The organism is Knoellia remsis, from assembly GCF_003002895.1.
GTDB classification, from domain to species: Bacteria; Actinomycetota; Actinomycetes; order Actinomycetales; family Dermatophilaceae; genus Knoellia; species Knoellia remsis.
This window is the reverse complement of sequence record NZ_PVTI01000010.1, coordinates 34,581-52,914: the sequence shown is the minus strand read 5'-3', so window position 1 is coordinate 52,914 and position 18,334 is coordinate 34,581. Positions and strand designations below refer to the sequence as shown.

22 protein-coding genes are annotated in these 18,334 nt (G+C 71.2%); 3 read left to right on the top strand and 19 right to left on the bottom strand.

What is annotated here, in order from left to right:
- Positions 1-109: 109 nt before the first annotated feature.
- The 3 genes from BCF74_RS07690 to BCF74_RS07680 all read right to left on the bottom strand — a co-directional run bounded on the left by BCF74_RS07690 (position 110) and on the right by BCF74_RS07680 (position 2,019).
- Positions 110-208, bottom strand: a complete 99-nt coding sequence (locus BCF74_RS07690; RefSeq protein ID WP_003792170.1) for a 30S ribosomal protein bS22 — start codon at positions 206-208, stop codon at positions 110-112.
- A 249-nt stretch (positions 209-457) separates the two neighbouring features.
- Positions 458-655, bottom strand: coding sequence for a helix-turn-helix domain-containing protein (locus tag BCF74_RS07685; RefSeq protein ID WP_106297368.1), 198 nt, complete (start codon positions 653-655; stop codon positions 458-460).
- Between the two features lie 173 nt (positions 656-828).
- Positions 829-2,019 (bottom strand): acetoin utilization protein AcuC, encoded by a 1,191-nt coding sequence (locus BCF74_RS07680; RefSeq protein ID WP_106297367.1) that lies wholly within the window; start codon positions 2,017-2,019, stop codon positions 829-831.
- Positions 2,020-2,125: 106 nt separating this feature from the next.
- Between BCF74_RS07680 and BCF74_RS07675 the strand changes: the two genes are divergently transcribed.
- The gene (locus tag BCF74_RS07675; protein ID WP_106297366.1) at positions 2,126-2,791 is read left to right on the top strand and encodes a potassium channel family protein; all 666 of its coding nucleotides are present in this window, start codon (positions 2,126-2,128) and stop codon (positions 2,789-2,791) included.
- 23 nt (positions 2,792-2,814) lie between these two features.
- Here the strand turns inward: BCF74_RS07675 and BCF74_RS07670 are convergent, their stop codons facing one another.
- The 7 genes from BCF74_RS07670 to BCF74_RS07640 all read right to left on the bottom strand — a co-directional run bounded on the left by BCF74_RS07670 (position 2,815) and on the right by BCF74_RS07640 (position 8,463).
- The gene (locus BCF74_RS07670) at positions 2,815-3,342 is read right to left on the bottom strand and encodes a GNAT family N-acetyltransferase (protein WP_106297365.1); all 528 of its coding nucleotides are present in this window, start codon (positions 3,340-3,342) and stop codon (positions 2,815-2,817) included.
- A gap of 117 nt (positions 3,343-3,459) precedes the next feature.
- Positions 3,460-3,978, bottom strand: a complete 519-nt coding sequence (locus BCF74_RS07665; protein WP_106297364.1) for a GNAT family N-acetyltransferase — start codon at positions 3,976-3,978, stop codon at positions 3,460-3,462.
- The gene (proC, locus tag BCF74_RS07660; RefSeq protein ID WP_106297363.1) at positions 3,971-4,771 is read right to left on the bottom strand and encodes a pyrroline-5-carboxylate reductase; all 801 of its coding nucleotides are present in this window, start codon (positions 4,769-4,771) and stop codon (positions 3,971-3,973) included. Before proC ends, BCF74_RS07665 begins: the two co-directional genes overlap by 8 nt.
- Before the next feature lie 261 nt (positions 4,772-5,032).
- Positions 5,033-5,983: a proline dehydrogenase family protein gene (locus BCF74_RS07655; protein WP_106297362.1), complete on the bottom strand. Its 951-nt coding sequence runs from the start codon at positions 5,981-5,983 to the stop codon at positions 5,033-5,035.
- Positions 5,984-6,077: 94 nt separating this feature from the next.
- Complete coding sequence (locus BCF74_RS07650) at positions 6,078-6,701, bottom strand: TetR/AcrR family transcriptional regulator (protein WP_106297361.1); 624 nt, start codon at positions 6,699-6,701, stop codon at positions 6,078-6,080.
- Positions 6,701-7,537, bottom strand: coding sequence for a sugar phosphate isomerase/epimerase family protein (locus BCF74_RS07645; protein WP_106297360.1), 837 nt, complete (start codon positions 7,535-7,537; stop codon positions 6,701-6,703). The genes BCF74_RS07650 and BCF74_RS07645 overlap by 1 nt, the downstream gene beginning before the upstream one ends.
- Positions 7,537-8,463 (bottom strand): Ppx/GppA family phosphatase, encoded by a 927-nt coding sequence (locus BCF74_RS07640; RefSeq protein WP_106297359.1) that lies wholly within the window; start codon positions 8,461-8,463, stop codon positions 7,537-7,539. The genes BCF74_RS07645 and BCF74_RS07640 overlap by 1 nt, the downstream gene beginning before the upstream one ends.
- A gap of 81 nt (positions 8,464-8,544) precedes the next feature.
- Here BCF74_RS07640 and BCF74_RS07635 point away from each other — a divergent pair, with 81 nt between their 5' ends.
- Entirely contained in the window at positions 8,545-9,108 is a 564-nt protein-coding gene (locus tag BCF74_RS07635) for a hypothetical protein (RefSeq protein ID WP_106297358.1), read from the top strand.
- A gap of 4 nt (positions 9,109-9,112) precedes the next feature.
- The gene (locus BCF74_RS07630; protein WP_106297357.1) at positions 9,113-9,928 is read left to right on the top strand and encodes a DUF3109 family protein; all 816 of its coding nucleotides are present in this window, start codon (positions 9,113-9,115) and stop codon (positions 9,926-9,928) included.
- 52 nt (positions 9,929-9,980) lie between these two features.
- Here the strand turns inward: BCF74_RS07630 and nadC are convergent, their stop codons facing one another.
- From nadC to BCF74_RS07590, 9 genes are all read right to left on the bottom strand, one after another.
- Positions 9,981-10,889 carry a carboxylating nicotinate-nucleotide diphosphorylase gene (gene nadC / locus BCF74_RS17305; RefSeq protein WP_425432809.1) on the bottom strand — a complete coding sequence of 303 codons (909 nt, stop codon included), beginning with the start codon at positions 10,887-10,889 and terminating at the stop codon, positions 9,981-9,983.
- Positions 10,886-12,646 (bottom strand): L-aspartate oxidase, encoded by a 1,761-nt coding sequence (locus BCF74_RS17300; RefSeq protein ID WP_218279226.1) that lies wholly within the window; start codon positions 12,644-12,646, stop codon positions 10,886-10,888. Before BCF74_RS17300 ends, nadC begins: the two co-directional genes overlap by 4 nt.
- 50 nt (positions 12,647-12,696) lie before the next feature.
- The gene (panD, locus tag BCF74_RS07620; protein WP_106297356.1) at positions 12,697-13,122 is read right to left on the bottom strand and encodes an aspartate 1-decarboxylase; all 426 of its coding nucleotides are present in this window, start codon (positions 13,120-13,122) and stop codon (positions 12,697-12,699) included.
- Positions 13,122-14,042, bottom strand: coding sequence for a pantoate--beta-alanine ligase (gene panC, locus BCF74_RS07615; RefSeq protein WP_106297355.1), 921 nt, complete (start codon positions 14,040-14,042; stop codon positions 13,122-13,124). Before panC ends, panD begins: the two co-directional genes overlap by 1 nt.
- Positions 14,036-14,965: a Rossmann-like and DUF2520 domain-containing protein gene (locus BCF74_RS07610; RefSeq protein WP_106297354.1), complete on the bottom strand. Its 930-nt coding sequence runs from the start codon at positions 14,963-14,965 to the stop codon at positions 14,036-14,038. The genes panC and BCF74_RS07610 overlap by 7 nt, the downstream gene beginning before the upstream one ends.
- Before the next feature lie 31 nt (positions 14,966-14,996).
- A complete protein-coding gene (locus BCF74_RS07605) occupies positions 14,997-15,380 on the bottom strand; it encodes a type II toxin-antitoxin system VapC family toxin (protein ID WP_106297353.1) in 384 nt (127 codons plus the stop codon).
- Positions 15,377-15,646 carry a hypothetical protein gene (locus BCF74_RS07600; RefSeq protein ID WP_218279222.1) on the bottom strand — a complete coding sequence of 90 codons (270 nt, stop codon included), beginning with the start codon at positions 15,644-15,646 and terminating at the stop codon, positions 15,377-15,379. The genes BCF74_RS07605 and BCF74_RS07600 overlap by 4 nt, the downstream gene beginning before the upstream one ends.
- Positions 15,647-15,694: 48 nt before the next feature.
- Entirely contained in the window at positions 15,695-16,240 is a 546-nt protein-coding gene (locus tag BCF74_RS07595) for an FBP domain-containing protein (RefSeq protein WP_342747557.1), read from the bottom strand.
- A gap of 137 nt (positions 16,241-16,377) precedes the next feature.
- On the bottom strand, positions 16,378-18,312 hold the full coding sequence (locus BCF74_RS07590) for a CocE/NonD family hydrolase (protein WP_106297351.1): 1,935 nt from the start codon (positions 18,310-18,312) through the stop codon (positions 16,378-16,380).
- Positions 18,313-18,334: the final 22 nt, after the last annotated feature.

The following is an 18,334-nucleotide window of genomic DNA, read 5'->3' as shown; positions in this document are numbered from 1 at the left end:
CGAGGCAAGGTTCCGCTCCCTCGGTGGGCGAGCGAACGGCATACCGGAAAGACGAACGCGACCCACACCCGAAGGTGAGAGTCGCGGTCATCAGCGCGTCAGCGCGGCGTCACTTCTTGTTGCGACGCTGGTGGCGGGTCTTGCGGAGCAGCTTGCGGTGCTTCTTCTTCGCCATGCGCTTGCGGCGCTTCTTGATCACGGAACCCATGGAGCAGTCCTTGCTGGTTGAGAACATCGAATGACGGTGGACCCGCAGCTGCGGGCCGGCCTGCGCGGCCGACCGGCGCGCGTGTGTCGAAGGGCAACCCTACCGGCGGCGCTGCCACCTGCCCAAACGGGTCCGGGTGCGGAAGCGGACGAGCGGTCCCTCGGCATGCGACGAGGGCCGGACCGTGTGGTCCGACCCTCGTCGAATGGTGTGGCTGTCGTCGCCGGAGCGACTACGCCGGTGCGTCGCTCACGCGGTGCCCATGTAGGACTCCCGGAGGTACTTCTGCACCTCGTCCTCGGGAACCCGGAACGACCGCCCGACGCGCACGGCCGGGAGCTCGCCCCCATGCACCATGCGATAGACGGTCATCTTCGACACGCGCATGATCGAGGCCACCTCGGCAACGGTGAGAAACCGTACTTCGCCAAGCCGTTCCTGAGACATGTCACCTCGACTTCTGCACACGCGTATCGCCGGCTTCCCCACCGGCGGGCATCTACGGCGTGCAAGAAGCAACCATAGGGGCTGATGTGACGATTGGGGAAGTCGTTGGGCGGGGAATTGTTCTGCGTCCAGCCGACACGCGGGTCAGTGGGGAGATTTCCCCCACCGGGACCTCACTCGAACCAGGCGTCGAGGCCGTGGTGGGGGAAGGCCGCCTGCCGGGTCGCGAGGATCGCCTCGTCCACCGGGTCGTCCGGGTTGTAGCCCATCGCCCACGGCCGGACCCAGATGGGCAGGTCGCTCTCGGGCAGGTCGCCCATGCGCTCGGGACCGCTGCGGCCGAAGATTCGCTCGACGTGGTCTCGCCACTCCTGCGGCACCGGCGTCTGCGGGGGGACGGGCGTGTGCGCGGCGATGGCGGTGAGGTGGGTCCACGACCGCGGGACGACATCGACGAGCTCGTAGCCGCCACCACCCAGCGCGACCCACCGGCCGTCGGTCTGCTCGTGGGCGAGGCGGTGCAGGCCCTCGTGGGCCCGGCGCTGGGCGTCGAGGGAGATCGAGAGGTGCGCGAGTGGGTCCTGACGGTGGCTGTCGCAGCCGTGCTGGGTCACGAGGACGTCGGGCTTGAACGCACCGACGAGCGGGTGCGCGACGGACTCGATCGCCCGGAGCCACGCCGAGTCGCCCGTGCCCGGAGGCAGCGCCACGTTGACGGCGGTGCCGCGGGCGTCAGGGCCGCCGATGTCACCCGGCCACCCGGTGCCCGGGAAGAGCGCCCGGCCCGACTCGTGCACCGAGACGGTGAGGACGCGCGGGTCGTTCCAGAAGATCCGCTCAACGCCGTCGCCGTGGTGGACATCGACGTCGATGTAGGCGACCCGCTCGGCGCCGTTGTCGAGAAGGCGCTGGATGCCGGCAGCGATGTCGTTGTAGATGCAGAAGCCCGAGGCGTGGGTCGGCATCGCGTGGTGCAGTCCGCCGCAGTAGTTCACCCCGTGGTCGATCTCGCCGCTCCACACCGCGTCGCAGAGGTCGACGGTGCCCTGGACGATCCGGGCACTCGCCTCGTGCATCCCCTCGAAGGCCGGGTCGTCCTCGGTGCCGAGCCCGCGCCGCAGATCGGCCTGCTCGGGGTCGGCCGATGCGGCCTTGACCGCTGCGACGTAGTCGGCGTCGTGCACCGTCGCGAGGAGCTCGTCGCTCGCGACCTCGGGGCTGACGATGTCGACGGTATCGAGCACGCCGAGCGAGCGGGCCAGTCGCGTCGTGAGGTCGAGCCGCACGGGTCCCATCGGGTGGGTCGGGCCGAAGTTGTAGGCCAGGAACCCGTCGTCCCAGACGAGGCGCGTGCGGTGAGCCATGCCCGGCACGCTACCTCGCACCCCCGGTGGTGGCGTTAGCCTCGTCCGGACAGCAGACTCGCCGACGCCGACCACCGGCTTCTCACCGTGCCCACCAGGAGGCAGCGTGCCCGCGAAGAACAGCGACCTCGACGTCCTTGTCGTGGGTCTCGGCCGCTTCGGCGGTGCCGCCGCCCTGGAGCTGCGCCGCCTGGGGCACCGCGTCGTGGCGATCGAGAAGGACGGCTTCCTCGCGGAGAAGTTCCTCGGCCGGCTCACCTCCATCATCCACGGGGACGCGAGCGACCCGACGGTCATTCGCGACGCGAAGGTCTCGCGCTTCAAGATCGCTGTGGTCGGGGTGGGCTCGTCCATCGAGGCGTCCGTCCTCGCGTCCGCCAACCTCGTCGACGCGGGAGTCCCGACGATCTGGGCCAAGGCGATGTCCCCTGAGCACGCCCGCATCCTCGACCGCATCGGTGTCCAGCACATCGTCCGGCCCGAGGCCGACACCGGCCGCCGCGTCGCGCACCTCGTCGGTGGCAAGCTCCAGGACTACATCGAGTTCGACGACGGGTTCGCCATCGTCAAGATGCGCCCCCCGACGGAGACCATCGGCTTCACGCTCGAGCAGAGCGCCATCCGCAGCAAGTACGGCGTGACGGTCGTCGGGGTGAAGTCACCCGGCGAGGACTTCACGTATGCCGTGCCGTCGACGAAGGTGTCCGCGCACGACACGCTCATCGTCAGCGGCCCGAGCGAGCTGCTCGAGCGCCTCGCCGCCCGCCCCTGAGTCGTCGCGCCGCGCGCAGAAGCTCAGAAGTCGGTCGGGACGGACCCGCGGTCGCCGCCGAGGGGCAGCACCATGGCCACCTCGTCCTCGTCGTCGTCGCTCTTGACCCGCATGGGCCGGCGTTCCGCGGTGGGCCGGAACCCGAACCCGCTCGCGAACGCGACGGCCCGCCCGTTGTCGCTGCCGACCCAGTAGACGAGCTGTTTCTGGCCGCGCTGGCGGGCGAGGTTGGCACCGGCGCGCACGAGTTCTGTCGCCACCCCGCTGCCCCGGGCCTCGGGCGTGACCCAGAGACCGAACAGCTCGGAGACCTGCGGTTCGTCGTCGCTCGAGCGGCCCACACTGGCAATGCCGAGAGCGCGACCGTCCTGCTCGGCGAGCAGTCGGGCCGAGCGGTTCATCCGCAGCCGCCAGAAGTCCTCGTCATAGGCGTCCTCCTCGTCGGCTGTCGCGACGAACGCCTCGGGTGACTCCCGCAGAGCGGTCAGCCGGGTGTCCCGGTACTGCTGCCAGTCCTCCTCGCCCAGAGGGCGCACGCTGATCTCGCTCATGCCCCCACTGTTCCCGACCCCTCGCGCACGCGGCAACCCGGGGTCTCCCCCACTGGACCCGGGCAGCGCTGACCTGCGGGGATGCCTGGCGGGGCCTCGAGAACAGGCCCGACGACGTCACGTGATCGGGACGGCATACCCGATCTCGAGGATCCCGTCGTCCTGCGGGTTGAGCCACGTCGTGCCCGTCCGCGCGAAGCCGTGGCGCTCGTAGAGCCGCTGCGCCGGCACGTTCTCCTCGGCGACGTCGAGGAGGACCCGGGCGAACCCGTCCGCGCGTGCCTGGTCGAGCGCCGCACCGACCAACAGGTCGCCAATTCCCTTGCCGCGCACCGATGCTGACACCCACATGCCGATGAGGTAGGTCTCGTCGGCCGGCTGGTCGTCGGCGTGCCAGAGCGAGACCGTGCCCACCGGGCGATCACCCACAAAGGCGAGCCAGATCTGCGACGTCGTGAGTCGAGCGCGCCAGGTGGCGTCGTCGTAGGCCGCGCTCACGGCATACGAGTTGGCGAAGGCACGCGGAGTGTCGAGGAGCGAGGCGAGTCGCACGTCGCGGTAGGTGCGCAGCGTCGCCTCGGTGGCCCGCTCGACCCGCGCCGCGGGGTCCGACAGCGCCGCCGCTGCCTCAGCCACCGGAGAGCTCGCGCGATCGGACCGCCGCGGCCTCCATCGCGCTGACGAACGCCGCCCGCACCTTGTGGTCGTCGAGCTCGCGCAGCGCGGCCGCGGTCGTACCGCCGGGAGAGGTCACCTGCTCGCGCAGGACGGTCGGGTGCTGGCCGGTCTCGCGCAGCATCGTCGCCGCGCCGTAGAGCGTCTGGGTGACGAGCTCGGTCGCGGTCGCGCGCGGCATCCCGAGGACGACACCGGCCTCGATCATCGCCTCGACGACATAGAAGATGTATGCTGGCCCGCTGCCGGAGATCGCGGTGACCGCGTCCTGCAGCTTCTCGGGGACCTCGGTCACCTTGCCGGTGGCGGCGAGCAGCTCGCGGGCGTGGTCGAGCTGGTCGGGCAGGCAGTGCCTGCCGGGGCTGAGGGCCGCCATGCCTTGGTCGACGAGAGCCGGCGTGTTGGGCATGACCCGCACGACCGAACGCCCCTCAGGCAGGTGCGACTCGATGAACTCGGTCGTGATGCCGGCGGCGAGGCTGACGACGAGGTTGTCTCCGGTGACGTGCGGGCCGATCTCGTCGAGGAGCGCGGCCATGTCCTGGGGCTTGACGACGAGCACGAGGGTGTCGGCGGCCTCGGCGGCCTCGACGTTGCTCACGGTCCTGACGGCGTACTTCTCGGTGAGCTCGGCGGCGCGCTCGGGCCGGCGCTCGGTGATGACGAGCTCGTCGGCCGGGCGCCCGGACCGCAGCAGCCCCGAGAGGAGGGTCTCGCCCATGACGCCGGCACCGAAGATCGCAACCGTTCCCATGCGCAGGAGACTATGCCCTCGCGATGGGCGCCTTCACGTGCGTTTCACGCGCGTATGCCGGGTGCGCATCCTCCGTGGCGGCCCGACGGACGTGCAATGGGAGCCGAGAGCCATGGTGTCGAGCATGCCCCCGGGGCGGGACCCGGACTTCCCCCGGCCATTGCATGTCCGTCGGCCCACTCAGACCTTGGTTCGGCTGCGCTCAGCCCTTGGTGACCAAGGAGCGCAGGAAGACCTCGGTGAAGCGGACTCCCGCGGCACTCAGCCCTTGGTGACGAGACTGCGCAGGAAGAACTGCAGGTTGGCGGGGCGCTCGGCCATGCGGCGCATGAGGTAGCCGTACCACTCCTCACCGAAGGGCACGTAGACGCGCATCTGGTGGCCGCGGTCGGCGATGCGGGTCTGCTCGTCGGTGCGGATGCCGTAGAGCATCTGGAACTCGTAGGAGTCGGGCTCGCGGCCGTGGCGGCTCGCGAGGGCCCGGGCGATGTCGATGAGGCGGGGGTCGTGGCTCGCGATCATCGGGTAGCCCTCGCCGGCCATGAGGATCTTGAGGCAACGGACGTAGGAGAGGTCGACGTCCTCGGAGTCCTGGTAGGCGACGGACGCGGGCTCCTTGTAGGCGCCCTTGCAGAGGCGGACGCGGCTGCCGGCGGTGGCGAGGTCGCGACAGTCCTGTTCGGTGCGGTGCAGGTAGGACTGGAGGACGGCGCCGGTGTCGGGGAAGTCCTGGCGCAGCTCGGCGAGGATCGACAGCGTCGAGTCGGTCGTCGTGTGGTCCTCCATGTCGAGGGTGACCGTGGTGTCGGCCTCCTTGGCGGCCTCGCAGATGCGGCGCGCGTTGTCGAGCGCGATCTTCTCGCCGTCGTTCGGGAGGGCCTGGCCGACGGCGCTGAGCTTGACGCTGACCTCGGCGGCGCCGAACTGGGAGAGCTCCTTGTCGGCGAGAGCGCGCAGCAGGCCGACGTAGGTGTCGACGGTGTGCGCGGCCTGACCGGCGTCGAGAGTGTCCTCGCCGAGGTAGTCGATCGTGACCATGCGGTTCGTCGCGCGCAGCTCCGCGGCGGCCCCGACCGCGTCGGCGACGTCCGTGCCGGGGACGTAGCGGTGGACGACGGCCCGGCTCACCGGGGCCTTCTCGATGGTGTCACGCACCACCGTCGCGTCCGAGAGGGCAAGAAGGCTTGATCGCAGCACGTCCGAGGCATTCACGCCCAGCAGGGTAGTCGTTGTGGGAGATGCGTATGCCGCCCGCTCACCCTGTGACCTGAGCGCAGGCGGAGCGGTTGCGGGGGCGTGCGCGCACCTAGACAGGAGGCCGCGGGACGAGGTGCTCCTGGACGATCGGCGCCAAGCTGGCGACGAGCTCATCCTCCGACATGGCGGCAAGAGTCGGCTGACGCACCACGTACCGCAGCACCCCCATGCCGACGAGCTGCGACAGGGCGAGCGAGGCCCGGACCGGCAGCGCCGGCGACCCGTTGACACTGCCGCCGAGGCCCTCCGCTTCGAGCCGCTTCATGACGTTGACGAACACCGCTCGGCGCATGAACTCGCGCACGAACTCGGCCTGCTCCTCGTTCGCGGCGGCGGCGGCGAACATCGCTGCGAACCGCTCCCGACCGGCTTGCGGGTCCCACGTCGCCACGAAGAGCCGCACGAGCATCTCGCCCAGCTCCTCCAGGGGTGCGAACAGGATCGTGTCGGCGAAGATGTGCGGGTCCGGTGGGATGTCGACCATGGCGCCGAAGAGCTCGCCCTTGGTCGCGAAGTAGTGGTGCACGAGCTTCGGGTCCACACCTGCCGCGCGGGCGATGGCGCGCAGTGACGCCCCCTCGTAGCCGCGGCGGGAGAACTCGGCGCGTGCCGCCGCCAGGATGTCCGCGCGCGTGTCCTCACCTGCGGGTCGCCGTCCGCGCGGTCCCGCCATCAGGACTCCCCCCGCTGCGACTCGCTCGCTGACGCAAGGTGCAGTCGACAGAACGCGAGCGCCTCTGCGAGGGCGAGCTCACGCTGCTCGACGGACATCCGTCGGGTGGACACTTCGACGACCACTGAACCTCCAAAATCGTTGTCTACCAATGCATCCAACACCTCGGCACAGGGTTGGGACCCACGGCCCGGGATGAGGTGTTCGTCCTTCATCGACCCCAACCCGTCGGCGAGGTGCAGGTGCGCGAGCCGCGGGCCGAGTGCCTCGACCATGGCGAGGGCGTCGGAGCCGGCCGTCGCCGTGTGCGACAGGTCGAGGGTCACGTGGTCGTAGGGCTGCGCCACCGGGTCCCAGTGCGGCAGGTAGGCCTCGACTTCGCGTCCGCCGACGCGCCAGGGGTACATGTTCTCGACGGCGAGGGTGATCCCCGTGTCGTGCTCTCGCGTCGCGATGCCGTCGGTGAAGCCGAGCGCGTAGTCCTTCTGCCACCGGAACGGCGGGTGCAGCACGACCGTGTCGGCGCCCACCTCCGCGGCGAGCTCGAGCGAGCGGTCGATCTTGCCCCACGGCTCGACCCCGAAGATCCGCTGGCTGATGAGCAGGGTCGGCGCGTGGACCGAGACGATCGGTATGCCGTGCAGCTCGGAGAGCGCCTGCAGCGCACCGGCCTCTTGGGTCACCGGGTCGGTCCACACCATGACCTCGACGGCGTCGTACCCCAGCCGCGCGGCGTGCTGGAAGGCTGCGGCACAGTTCTCGGGGTACACCGATGCGGTCGACAGGGCGACGGGGATGTCGGGGACGACCACGGCGGAACTCTGACCTCGACCCATCAGTGCATTCCGTCGAGGCGGCGCAGGATGAGCCCCTCGCGCAGCGCCCACGGGCAGATCTCGAGACGGTCGACGCCGAGCAGGTCCATCGTCGCCGACACGACGATCCCTCCCGCGAGCAGCTGATGGGCGCGCGATTCGGAGACGCCAGGAAGTGAGCTGCGTTGCGCCACAGGCATTTTCGCGATCCGCGGGAGGACGTCGTCGAGAGCGGCGCGCTCGAGGAAGCGTGCGGCATACATGCCTTCGGAGCTGGGCGCCGCCCCGGTGATACGGGCGAGCGACCGCATCGTCTTGGACGTGCCGACCATTCGGTCGGGTGCCCCCGCCTTCGCGAGTGGGCGCAGCTCGCGCGCGATGGAGGCACGGACGAGCTTGCGGGTCTCGCGGACCGCGGCGAGGCCGGGCGGGTCGCCCGGGAGGTGGTCGCGGGTCACCCGGCCGGCGCCGAGCGGGAGCGAGATCGCGACGTCAGGGTCCTCGTCCATGCCCTGGGCGATCTCGAGGGAGCCGCCTCCGATGTCGGCGACGAGCAAGGTGCCGGCCGACCAGCCGAACCAGCGGCGAGCGGCGAGGAAGGTGAGGCGCGCCTCGTCCTCACCGGAGAGCACGTCGAGGATGACCCCGGTGCGGTCCTTGACCTCGGCGAGGACGTCGTCACCGTTCGGGGCCTCGCGGATGGCGCTCGTGACGAAGCCCATGAGGTCCTCGACGCCCTGGTCCTCGGCGACGGTGAGGCACTCGGCGACGAACTCGACGAGCTGGGAGCGTCCGCGCTCGCTGATGTTGCCGTCGTCCGTGACGTGCTCGGAGAGGCGGAGCTCACGCTTGTGCGACGTGGCCGACAGCGGCTGGGCCCCGGTGTGCGCGTCGACGACGAGGAGGTGGACCGTGTTGGAACCCACGTCGATGACTCCGAGCCGCATGCCGCCAAACCTACCGGTGCCCGGTGCGCCCGAGTACGCATGCTCAGGCACCACAGTGCACGGGCGCGCGATGATGCGGTCATGGAGCGCGTCGGAGCGATGAGTACGGCCGCCGAACCACCGGCGCCCGACCAGCCGGCACACCGGCGTGCACCGGTGTGGCCGGTCACCGCGGCCGTCGTGGTGCTCGGCCTCATGCTGCTCGCGTGGGACGCGTGGGCCGCGATCTGGACCACCGCACCGCTCTTCGGCGAGATCTCGACCCGGGCCGATCGGATCGAGGCCGGCATGGTGCTCCTCACCGGCACCGTGCCGGTCCTGGTCTGGTCCGCCTGGGCGATTCTGCGCGGTTCACGGCTCGGGCTGGCCCTCCTGCTGGCACCGACCGCGCTGCTCGGGTGGATGGGCGTCAACGAGCTCGGCAACGCCGGCGACCCGTCCGCCCCCGACCACGCTCGCCCCGTCCGGTGGTTCGACGCCACGGACGAGCTGACCCGGGGCAACTGGGCCGTGGCCGCGCTCGGCGTGCTCGCCCTCGTCGTCACAGCGGTGATGCGGCACCGGGGTGCGCAGCGCAACGGTCGCCACCGGGACGGCATACGCGCTGGTGGCACTGACGAAGGCGCGACCGACAACATAGGGTGACTCGGTGCCCGAGACTCCACTCGACATCCCCCGCACGTGGGTCGAGTTCACCGACCCCGCGGACGCGAGGCAGCGGTTCCGCTGCGACCTCACCTGGCTCACGTCGCGGTGGACGTGCATCTTCGGGTCGGGGTGCCAGGGCATCTATGCCGAGCGTCCCGACGACGGCTGCTGCACGCTCGGGGCCCACTTCTCCGACGAGGACGACCTCGCCCGTGTCGCCGCCGTCGTCGAGGAACTCGGCGAGGACGAGTGGCAGCTGCGCCCCGACAAGAAGAACCCTGCCAAGGTCGCGCACTGGACCGAGCTCGAGGACGGCGAGCGCAAGACCCGCGTCGTCGACGGGGCGTGCATCTTCCTCAACCGACCCGGCTTCCCCGCCGGCGCCGGCTGCGCCCTGCACCAGCACGCGGTCCTCACCGGCGCCGAGCCGCACACCCAGAAGCCCGACGTGTGCTGGCAGCTGCCCACGCGGCGCACGTTCCGGACCGTCGAGGAGCAGGACGGGTCGAGCTACCTCGAGGTGACGATCGGCGAGTACGACCGGCGCGGCTGGGGGCCGGGCGGGCACGACCTCGACTGGTACTGCTCGGGCAACCCCGAGGCGCACGTGGGCGCCGAGCCGGTGTATCGCAGCAACCGGGCCGAGCTCGTCGAGCTGATGGGCAAGGACGCGTACGACGAGCTCGTCGTCCGTTGCGAGGCGCACCTTGCCGCGGTCAAGGCGCTGCGAACCCCGGGGTCGCGCCGGCTGCTGCCGCTCTTCGTCCACCCCGCGACCGTCGAGGCAGGCACCCCCGCGACCCGCAAGGGCCACTGACCGCTGCGTCCCGAGCTCACCCAATTGGACGGTTGGGGACGGATGCGGATCCTCAGGGGCGCAGGTCGAGGGCGAGGTCGAGGATCGGGCTCGAGTGGGTCAGCCCGCCGACGCTGAGGTAGTCGACACCGGTCGCCGCGTAGGCCGCGGCCACCTCGAGCGTCAGCCCGCCGGTCGCCTCGATCTCGACGCTCTCCCCCGTCACCCGCACCGCCTCGACCGTCGTGCGCAGCAGCTGCGTCGACATGTTGTCGCACAGCAGGAACCGCGCACCGGCCGCGACGGACTCGAGCGCCTCCTCCGTCGTGGTCACCTCGACCTGGACCGGCACGTCGGGGAAGCGCGAGCGGACGGCGTCGTATGCCGCCGCGAGACTTCCGGCGGCGAGCTTGTGGTTGTCCTTGATCATCGCGACGTCGTAGAGGCCCATGCGCTTGTTGGTCCCTCCGCCCGCGCGGACGGCGAACTTCTCCAGGGCACGCAGGCCCGGCGTCGTCTTGCGGGTGTCGAGCACCGTCGCGCCGGAGCCCTCGAGCTCGTCGGCCCAGCGCCGGGTGTGCGTCGCAACACCGGAGAGCCGGCTGATGATGTTGAGCAGCGTGCGTTCGGCGACGAGGGTGACCTGCGTCGAGCCGGAGAGCTCCGCGACGATGTCACCACGCGCGACCCGGGTGCCGTCCGCGACGACTCCACTGACCGTCACCGGCTCGGCACCGAGCCTGCGGGCGACCTCGTCGAGGGTCAGCGCGATGACCTCGACCCCGGCGACGACTCCGGGCTCGCGCGCCACGACCGCTGCCGACGTCACCTGGCTCTCGGGGATCGTCGCCGTCGTCGTCACGTCGACGCCGTCCAGTCCGCCGAGGTCCTCGTCGAGGGCTCCGGTGATGACCCGGCGCGCATCCTCGACTGGGAACCGCAGGTCGCCGGCGGGCGATGAGGGGCGAGAAGGTGCGCTCACGGCATACGCCTTTCGGTCACGGTGAGGGTGCGGTCGGGCGCGACGACGACGCTCTGTCGGGCGAGCCAGCGGGTGTCGTCGCGGTCGGGGAAGTCGCTGCGGACGTGCCCGCCTCGGGTCTCCTCCCGCCGGGCGGCGAGCTCAGTGAGGACCTGGCCGAGGTGCAGCAGGTTCGTCGTCTCCCAGGTCTTCGGGCCGGGCTCGGCCTTCGACGGCGGCAGCGTGGCGAGGTCGCCGAGGGCCGTGGCCGTCGCGGCCGTCGACTCGCGCGAGCGCACTGGACCCGAGCCGGCGGTCATGGCCCGCTGCACGTCGAGCCGGCGCGACGAGTCGAGCAGCGCCTTGTCCGTGCCGGCCCGCTCCGGTGACTCCGGGACGACGACCTCGCCGAGCTCACCCGCGGCGATCCTCGCCGGGATGTCCGACGCGATGCGCGCCGCGAAGACGAGGCCCTCGAGCAGGCTGTTCGACGCGAGCCGGTTGGCACCGTGGACGCCGGTGCACGAGCACTCGCCACAGGCATAGAGACCCGGCAGCGACGTCCGCCCGCGCAGGTCGGTCTCGACACCGCCCGAGGCGTAGTGCTGGGCCGGCGCCACCGGGAGCAGCTGGGTCGCGGGGTCGAACCCGAGCGAGCGGCACGACGCGACGATCGACGGGAACCGCTCCTGCAGGAACTCCGCCCCGAGGTGGCGCGCATCGAGGAAGACGTGGTCGGTGTCCTGCTCGCGCATCGTGTCGAGGATGGCGCGGGCGACGACGTCCCGGGGCGCGAGGTCGGCGAGCTCGTGGCGGCCCTCCATGATCCGGCGCCCGTCGGCGTCGACGAGGAAGGCGCCCTCACCACGCACCGCCTCCGAGATGAGCGGCTGCTGCCCGGTCGAGCCCTCGCCGAGGAAGAGCACCGTCGGGTGGAACTGCACGAACTCGAGGTCGGTGATTCGCGCGCCCGCGCGCAGCGCCGCAGCCATGCCGTCGCCGGTGGCGACGGGCGGGTTCGTCGTCGACGTGTAGATCTGGCCGAGGCCGCCGGTCGCGAGGACGACCGCACGCGCGTATGCCGCCCCCACGCCGTCGAGCTGTCCCTCACCGATGACGTGGAGGGTCACGCCGTGGACCCGCTCGGCGCTGGTCGCGCCGTCGTCGGTCGCGCCGTCACCGGTCGCGCCGTCGTCGGTGGCGCCGTCGGTCGCGCCCCCGTCGGTCGTCGTGAGCAGGTCGACGACGAGGGCGTGCTCGACGACCTCGATGCCCGGGTCGTCGATGACCCGGTTCAGCGCCGCGATGAGCGCGCGCGAGATCTCCCGACCGGTCGCGTCCCCACCAGCGTGCGCGATGCGGTCGCGGTGGTGGCCGCCCTCTCGGGTCAGCTTGATCTCGCCGTCGGCGTCCCGGTCGAACTCGGCACCGAGCGCGACGAGCTGGCGGACCCGCTTCGGACCCTCGGTGACGAGCGCCTCGACGGCCGCGCGGTCGCACAGCCCGACCCCGGCGACGAGAGTGTCCTCGAGGTGCTCCTGGGGCGAGTCCTCCGGGTGCAGCGCCGCGGCGATGCCGCCCTGGGCCCACGCCGTCGACCCTTCGTCGAGAACGGTTTTCGTCACGAGCAGCACCCGGTCGACGCGCTCACGCAGCCGCAGCGCACAGGTCAGCCCGGCGATCCCGGACCCCACGACGATGACGTCGGCGCTCGTCGTCCAGCCGGGCGCGGGTGCCGCGAGCGCGCGCGGGATGCGCGGGATGCGTGGCCCCGGCACTCCCGGCGACGTCGCCCCGGGACCGGGGCGGACGGCATACGACTCCTCGCTCACCCGTGCGAACGCTTCGTGACCGCCGACGTCTTGAGGCCGAAACCCTCGGGCACGTCGCCGCCGTCGTCACCGACCTCGACGATCTTGTTGTCCTTGTCGACGAAGACGACGTGCGGGTCGTGGCTGCGCGCGTCGTCGTCGGACATCGAGGCGTAGGCGATGATGATGACGGTGTCGCCGGGGCTGATGAGCCGGGCTGCCGCGCCGTTGATGCAGAGGATGCCCGAGCCGCGCTCGCCCTCGATGGCGTAGGTCGTGAGGCGGTTGCCGTTGTCGACGTCGACGACGTCGACCTGCTGTCCCGGCAGGAGATCCGCGGCCTCCATGAGGTCCATGTCGATCGTCAGCGAACCGACGTAGTGCAGGTCGGCCTGCGTGACGGTCGCGCGGTGGATCTTGCTGTGCAGCATGTAGCGGTACATCACGAGCGAGCTCCTGGGTCGGGCTGACTGAACACGTCGAGTCTCCCACCGCCCGGCCCGACGAGGATCGGGGTGTTGTCGATGAGCCGGGTCGTGCCGACACGGGCCGCGACGGCGAGCAGCGCCTCGCCGCGGTACCACTCCGGCACGTCCTGGAGCGTGCTCGGGTGGACGAGGACGAGGTAGTCGACAAGTGCGAGGGGTTCGTCGACGAGGACCTCGCGGGCGGCTCGCCGGATCGCCGACGGACCGTATGCCGCGGCGTCGGCTCCCTTGGCGAGCGCGCGGCTGAGGCAGAGGGCCACCTCGCGGTCGGACTCGGTGAGGTAGGTGTTGCGGCTGCTCAGGGCGAGTCCGTCGTCCTCGCGGACGGTGGGGACGGAGACGATGTCGACGGGGAAGTCGAGGTCGCGCACCATCCGGCGGATGAGGAGGAGCTGCTGGGCGTCCTTCTGCCCGAAGAACGCCCGGCTCGCACCGGTGAGGTGGAGCAGCTTGCCGACGACCGTGAGGACGCCGTCGAAGTGGCCGGGGCGGGACTTGCCCTCGAGGACGTCACCGAGCGGTCCGGCGGACACGCGCACGCCCGGGTCTCCATCGGGGTAGACGACGTCCGGCGTCGGCGCGAAGACGATGTCGACACCCTCCTCGGTCGCGATGCGCATGTCGTCGTCGAAGGTGCGCGGGTAGCGGGACAGGTCCTCCTTGGGCCCGAACTGGAGCGGGTTGAGGAAGATCGTGAGGATGACGTGCTGCGCCGCCTCGCGGGCCTCGCGGATGAGCCGGGCGTGCCCTTCGTGCAGGGCGCCCATCGTCATGACGACGGCGATGTCGGTCCCCTCGAGGTCGGCCCGGGCGGCGCGCAGCTCGTCGCGGGTGCTCGCGACGGCCGGTGTCGCAGAACGGGATTCGGTCACGATCGGGGCTCCTGTGGGTCGGGCCGGCCGCGGTCGGGTCGACCTGGGTCGGCGAGCGCGTCGAGCAGGGGCTCGGCAGTGGTCGGCGCGAGCCGCCCACTCTCGAGCGCACGCACCGCCGTGGCTCGCGCGAGGGCGACATAGGTCGACCGGATCTCGGGTGAGACCCGGTCGAGCTCACGAAGGTGCGTGGCCACCGTACTCACGTCGCCGCGGGCGACGGGGCCGGTGAGGGCCGCGTCACCCATGCGCAGGGCGTTGTCGAGCGCCGCGTGGACGAGCGGGCCGAGGACGCGTCTGGGCTGCTCCACGCCGGCAGCGCTGAGCACGTCCATCGCCTCGGCGACGAGCGTGACGAGGTGGTTCGAGCCGTGCGCCAGCGCTGCGTGGTATGCCGCCCGGTCGCCTTCGGCGACCCATACCGGCTCACCGCCCATCTCGACGACGAGGGCTTCAGCCATGGGCCGCAGCGCATCCGGGCCGGTCACGCCGAACGCGCACTCCTCGAGCCGACCGAGGTCGATCGCCGTCCCCGTGAAGGTCATCGCCGGGTGGATGGCGAGCGGCAGGATGTGCGCGGCGAGCGCCGGGCGCAGGACGTCCGCGCCGTAGCGGCCCGAGGTGTGCACGACGATCTGTCCGGCCTGCCAGGTCCGCGTCGCGGCGAGACCCCGGACGAGGTCGGGCAGGGCGTCGTCGGGCACGGCGAGCAGGACGAGGTCGGCGCCGTCGATGACGTCGGGCACGTCCTTGACCGGCACACCCGGCAACAGCGCGGCCGCGCGCTCACGACTCTCGTCGCTCACGGCATACGCGGCCTGGATCCGGTGTCCCGCGCGGGCGAGCGCGGCACCGAGAACGGCACCGACACGGCCGGCGCCGATGACGCCGATCGACAGTCGCGCCGGGTGCTCACCTGAAGTCACGTGGCCAACCTATCGAGAGCGCGCGCGCCCTTCAGTCGTGGAACGTCGATACTCCGACCGTTGCCGCACCTCGGCCCAGCCGGGCATCGAACGTCGCCACCTGTCCCTCCACCTGCTGCGCCGTGAGCAGGACACAGCAGTCGGGCATCCTGAGACCGGACCGCGCCCGCAGCTCCGCGAGCCTGCCCGGCGCGTCGTCCGGCAGCGCGACGACTCGCACGCCCAACGCACGGACATCGTCATGCATCTCGGCTGCCCGGCCGACCTGCGCGGCGCGGACGAGGACCTCGGCGAGATTGAGCGGGCTCATCACGAGTTCTCCGCCCGCGCCGATCACGAGCTCTGCCGCAGCGTCGTGGCGCGCATCGGTGGGGTCGAAGAACGCGATGAGGACGCCCGCGTCCAGGACGATCATTCGGGCCACTCGCCCCGGAGGTCGTCGAGGTAGCTCGGTCCGAACATCCCCTCGTACTTGCCGCTGAGGCGTCGGGCCGCCTCGCGGCGGGCGGCGGCTCGGGTCTCGACGGAGGGCGCAACGCTTCGGCGCCCCTCCTCGATGAGATGGCGCAGCAACCGTGCGGGGCGGTCGCGATCCTCCGGCCAGCGGCGGGCGGCGACCTCGAGCGCGGCGGCGACCTCGGGGGTCTCCGTCACGGCGTGACGCGGCTTCGTCGTGGGCATGCCAAAGTGTAACACCAATCTAAGGTGCGACACCGCGCAGCGGGCGGGTCAGGCGGTCCCGAGAACCTGCGCGACGAAGCCGGACGAGCGCTCCCGCAGGCCGGCGATCCGACGCTCGACGAACCGCTCGCGATCCGCCGGGTCGTCCGACCCGAGCTCGGAGAAGGTCGGCTTGCGCCGCACGTTGTCCGAGCAGCCGTATGCCGTGCAGATGAGGGTTCCGATCGTGTCACCCTTGCGGCCCGCGGCTCCGGCCCGCTTGGCCACCTGGAGCGTCACGTCCTCGGTCTCGACCGGGTCCTCGCACCACGCGCAGATGGCACGACGCCGACGCCCGGCCAGTGCCGCGGGCGGAGGCGCGGTGCGCAGGATGACGCCGCGCGCGACCCCGTCGACCTCGACCACGGCATACCCGAGCGGACGTTTGGCGTCGCGCCAGCCGAGGTACTCGAGCCGATTCCAGTCGAGGGCGCCGAGGTCGGGCAGCGATGCCTGCGCCACCTCCCGCTTGGACGCGTTGACGAAGCTGGCGCGGATCTCTTGCTCGGTGAGGGGCTGCACGAGTACTTCCGGGGTCGGGACACGGGCGCCCACCAGTGTGCGGCTCCCACCGGACGCTTCGCGACCACATTTCCCTCCCGTCCCTTGCTGGGCGAGTCGTCCCTTTCTGGGTGAGTCGCCCCTTGATGGAGGGACAAGTCACCAGGGGAGGGACGAGTCAGCAGCAAAGGTCAGCGCGGGACGGCGTTCGGGTCGGCCTGCGCCGTGGTGCCAGCCGGCAGCGGCCGGACCGTGAGAGCGCCTCGCGTCATGCCGGACATGGAGCCCGACACCGGGAGGTTCACCCGCGTTGCGGCGAGGTCGACCGTGTAGGGCGTGGGCTGGTTGTCGAGCGTGACGACCCAGCTGCGGTCGGCGGCGCGTACGACGAGCCCGAGCTGGTGACCGGCCGGGATGACGACGTCGTTGGCCATCAGCTCGACCGTCACCTGGTGCGAGCCGGCGCCGCCCAGCCGCGCCCATCCTCGGGCCAGCACCTGCAGGGGCGTGGACCCGATGCGGCGGGTGACGTCCTTGTAGCAGGCATCGTCATAGGACGTGCTCTCACCCCAGCAGCTCTCGGTGGTGAGGGTCTGGGCCCCGTCGCCGGTGGAGAGCACGCGGTCGGCCTCGCCGTAGTCGACGAGGGAGACGCTCACCTGACCCGTCGGCGCCGTGTGGCTGATTCCGAGGTCGACGGTGGCGGTGCCGGAGAGCCGCAGCTCCTTCTTGAGCGTCCCGGTCGTGAAGAGCAGCCGGCCGGAGTTGGCGCCCGGCATCACCGCCGCGGACTCGGTGAGCGCCGGCTGGTTCGTGAACATCGCCGTGCCGCTGCCCTTGGCGCCGAGCGCCAACGTGCCGCCGGCCTGCGGCTGCAGCGTCTGCGTGCGGGCCGAGCTGATCGGCCACGTGCGCGACTCGCTCCACCGGTTCGGCGCGACCTCGACACTCACCGCCGGCTCGCGGTCGATGCCGTTGTCGATGCCGAGCAGCTGGTGGTCGAACCACCGCTGCAGGATGCCGGTCCAGCGCTCGCGGTCGCTGTCGAACGGGTCGACGTGGCCGAGCCGGGTGAGGAAGAGCTTGCGCTCGACACCCTGCTCGCCCAGCGCCTCCCACCACTTCGAGAAGTTCGGCGTCTTGACGTTGTTGTCCTGCAGGCCGTGGACGATGAGCGCGCTGGCCTTGACCTTCGACGCGTCGTAGAAGGTGCCCTCGCGGTAGTCGCGCTCGGCCCAGAAGTCGGTGTACTCGCCCGTCTCGTCACCGTCGTTCGCGGCCATCCAGTCCAGCCGCTCGGAGCAGTCCGTGACCACGGTCCGGTTGCGGGCGATCGTGCGGGACAGGCTCGTCGGGTAGTTGTACGACTTCGGGACCCCCTGCCAGCGGTTGTAGTCGTACCACGAGCTGATCGCCGCGACGGGCACGATCGTCGTCAGGCCCTCGGCACCGGTCGCCGCGACACCGTTGGCGAGGGTGCCGTCGTAGGACTTGCCGATCATGCCGGTCTTGCCGGTGCTCCACGTGGCGCTGACCGGGTTGCCGTCGCGATCGGTCGCGGTGCCCTTGCCGGCGAGCCACTCGACGACGACCTTGACGGACTCGATGTCGGAGCGCCCACCCTCGTCGGTGCAGCCCGTCGATCGCCCCGTCCCGGCCATGTCCGGTGCCACGAACGCGTACCCGCGGGGCACGAAGAAGTTGTCGTACGCCAGGGGCATCTTCAGCGGATTGCCTTGTGCGTCATAGGTTTTGAACTCGCCCTCGTTGCCGCGCCCGAGGCTCAGGTAGTAGGGGCTCGCGTCCATGATGATCGGGACCCTGCCGACACCGTCGAGCTCGCGCGGACGGACGATGTCGGTCGCGATGCGTTCGCCCTTGCCGTCGCCGTCGAGGTCGGGCGCGTCGACCCAGACCGTCTCGCGGATGGCCTTCGCGTAGTCGTAGATGGGGGCGGTGACACCGTCGACCAGCTCGTATGCCGGTGCGCTGGCTGTCGCGGCGGCCGGCGCCGTCGCGGTCCCGGAGGGTGCGGCCGCCGTGGCCGGGGCCATGGTTGCCGTCGCGGCGAGACCCGCGGGACCGATGGCGAGCGCGCCCACCAGGGCGATGAGTCGGGTCTTCACGGGTGCTCCTCACGAACGACGG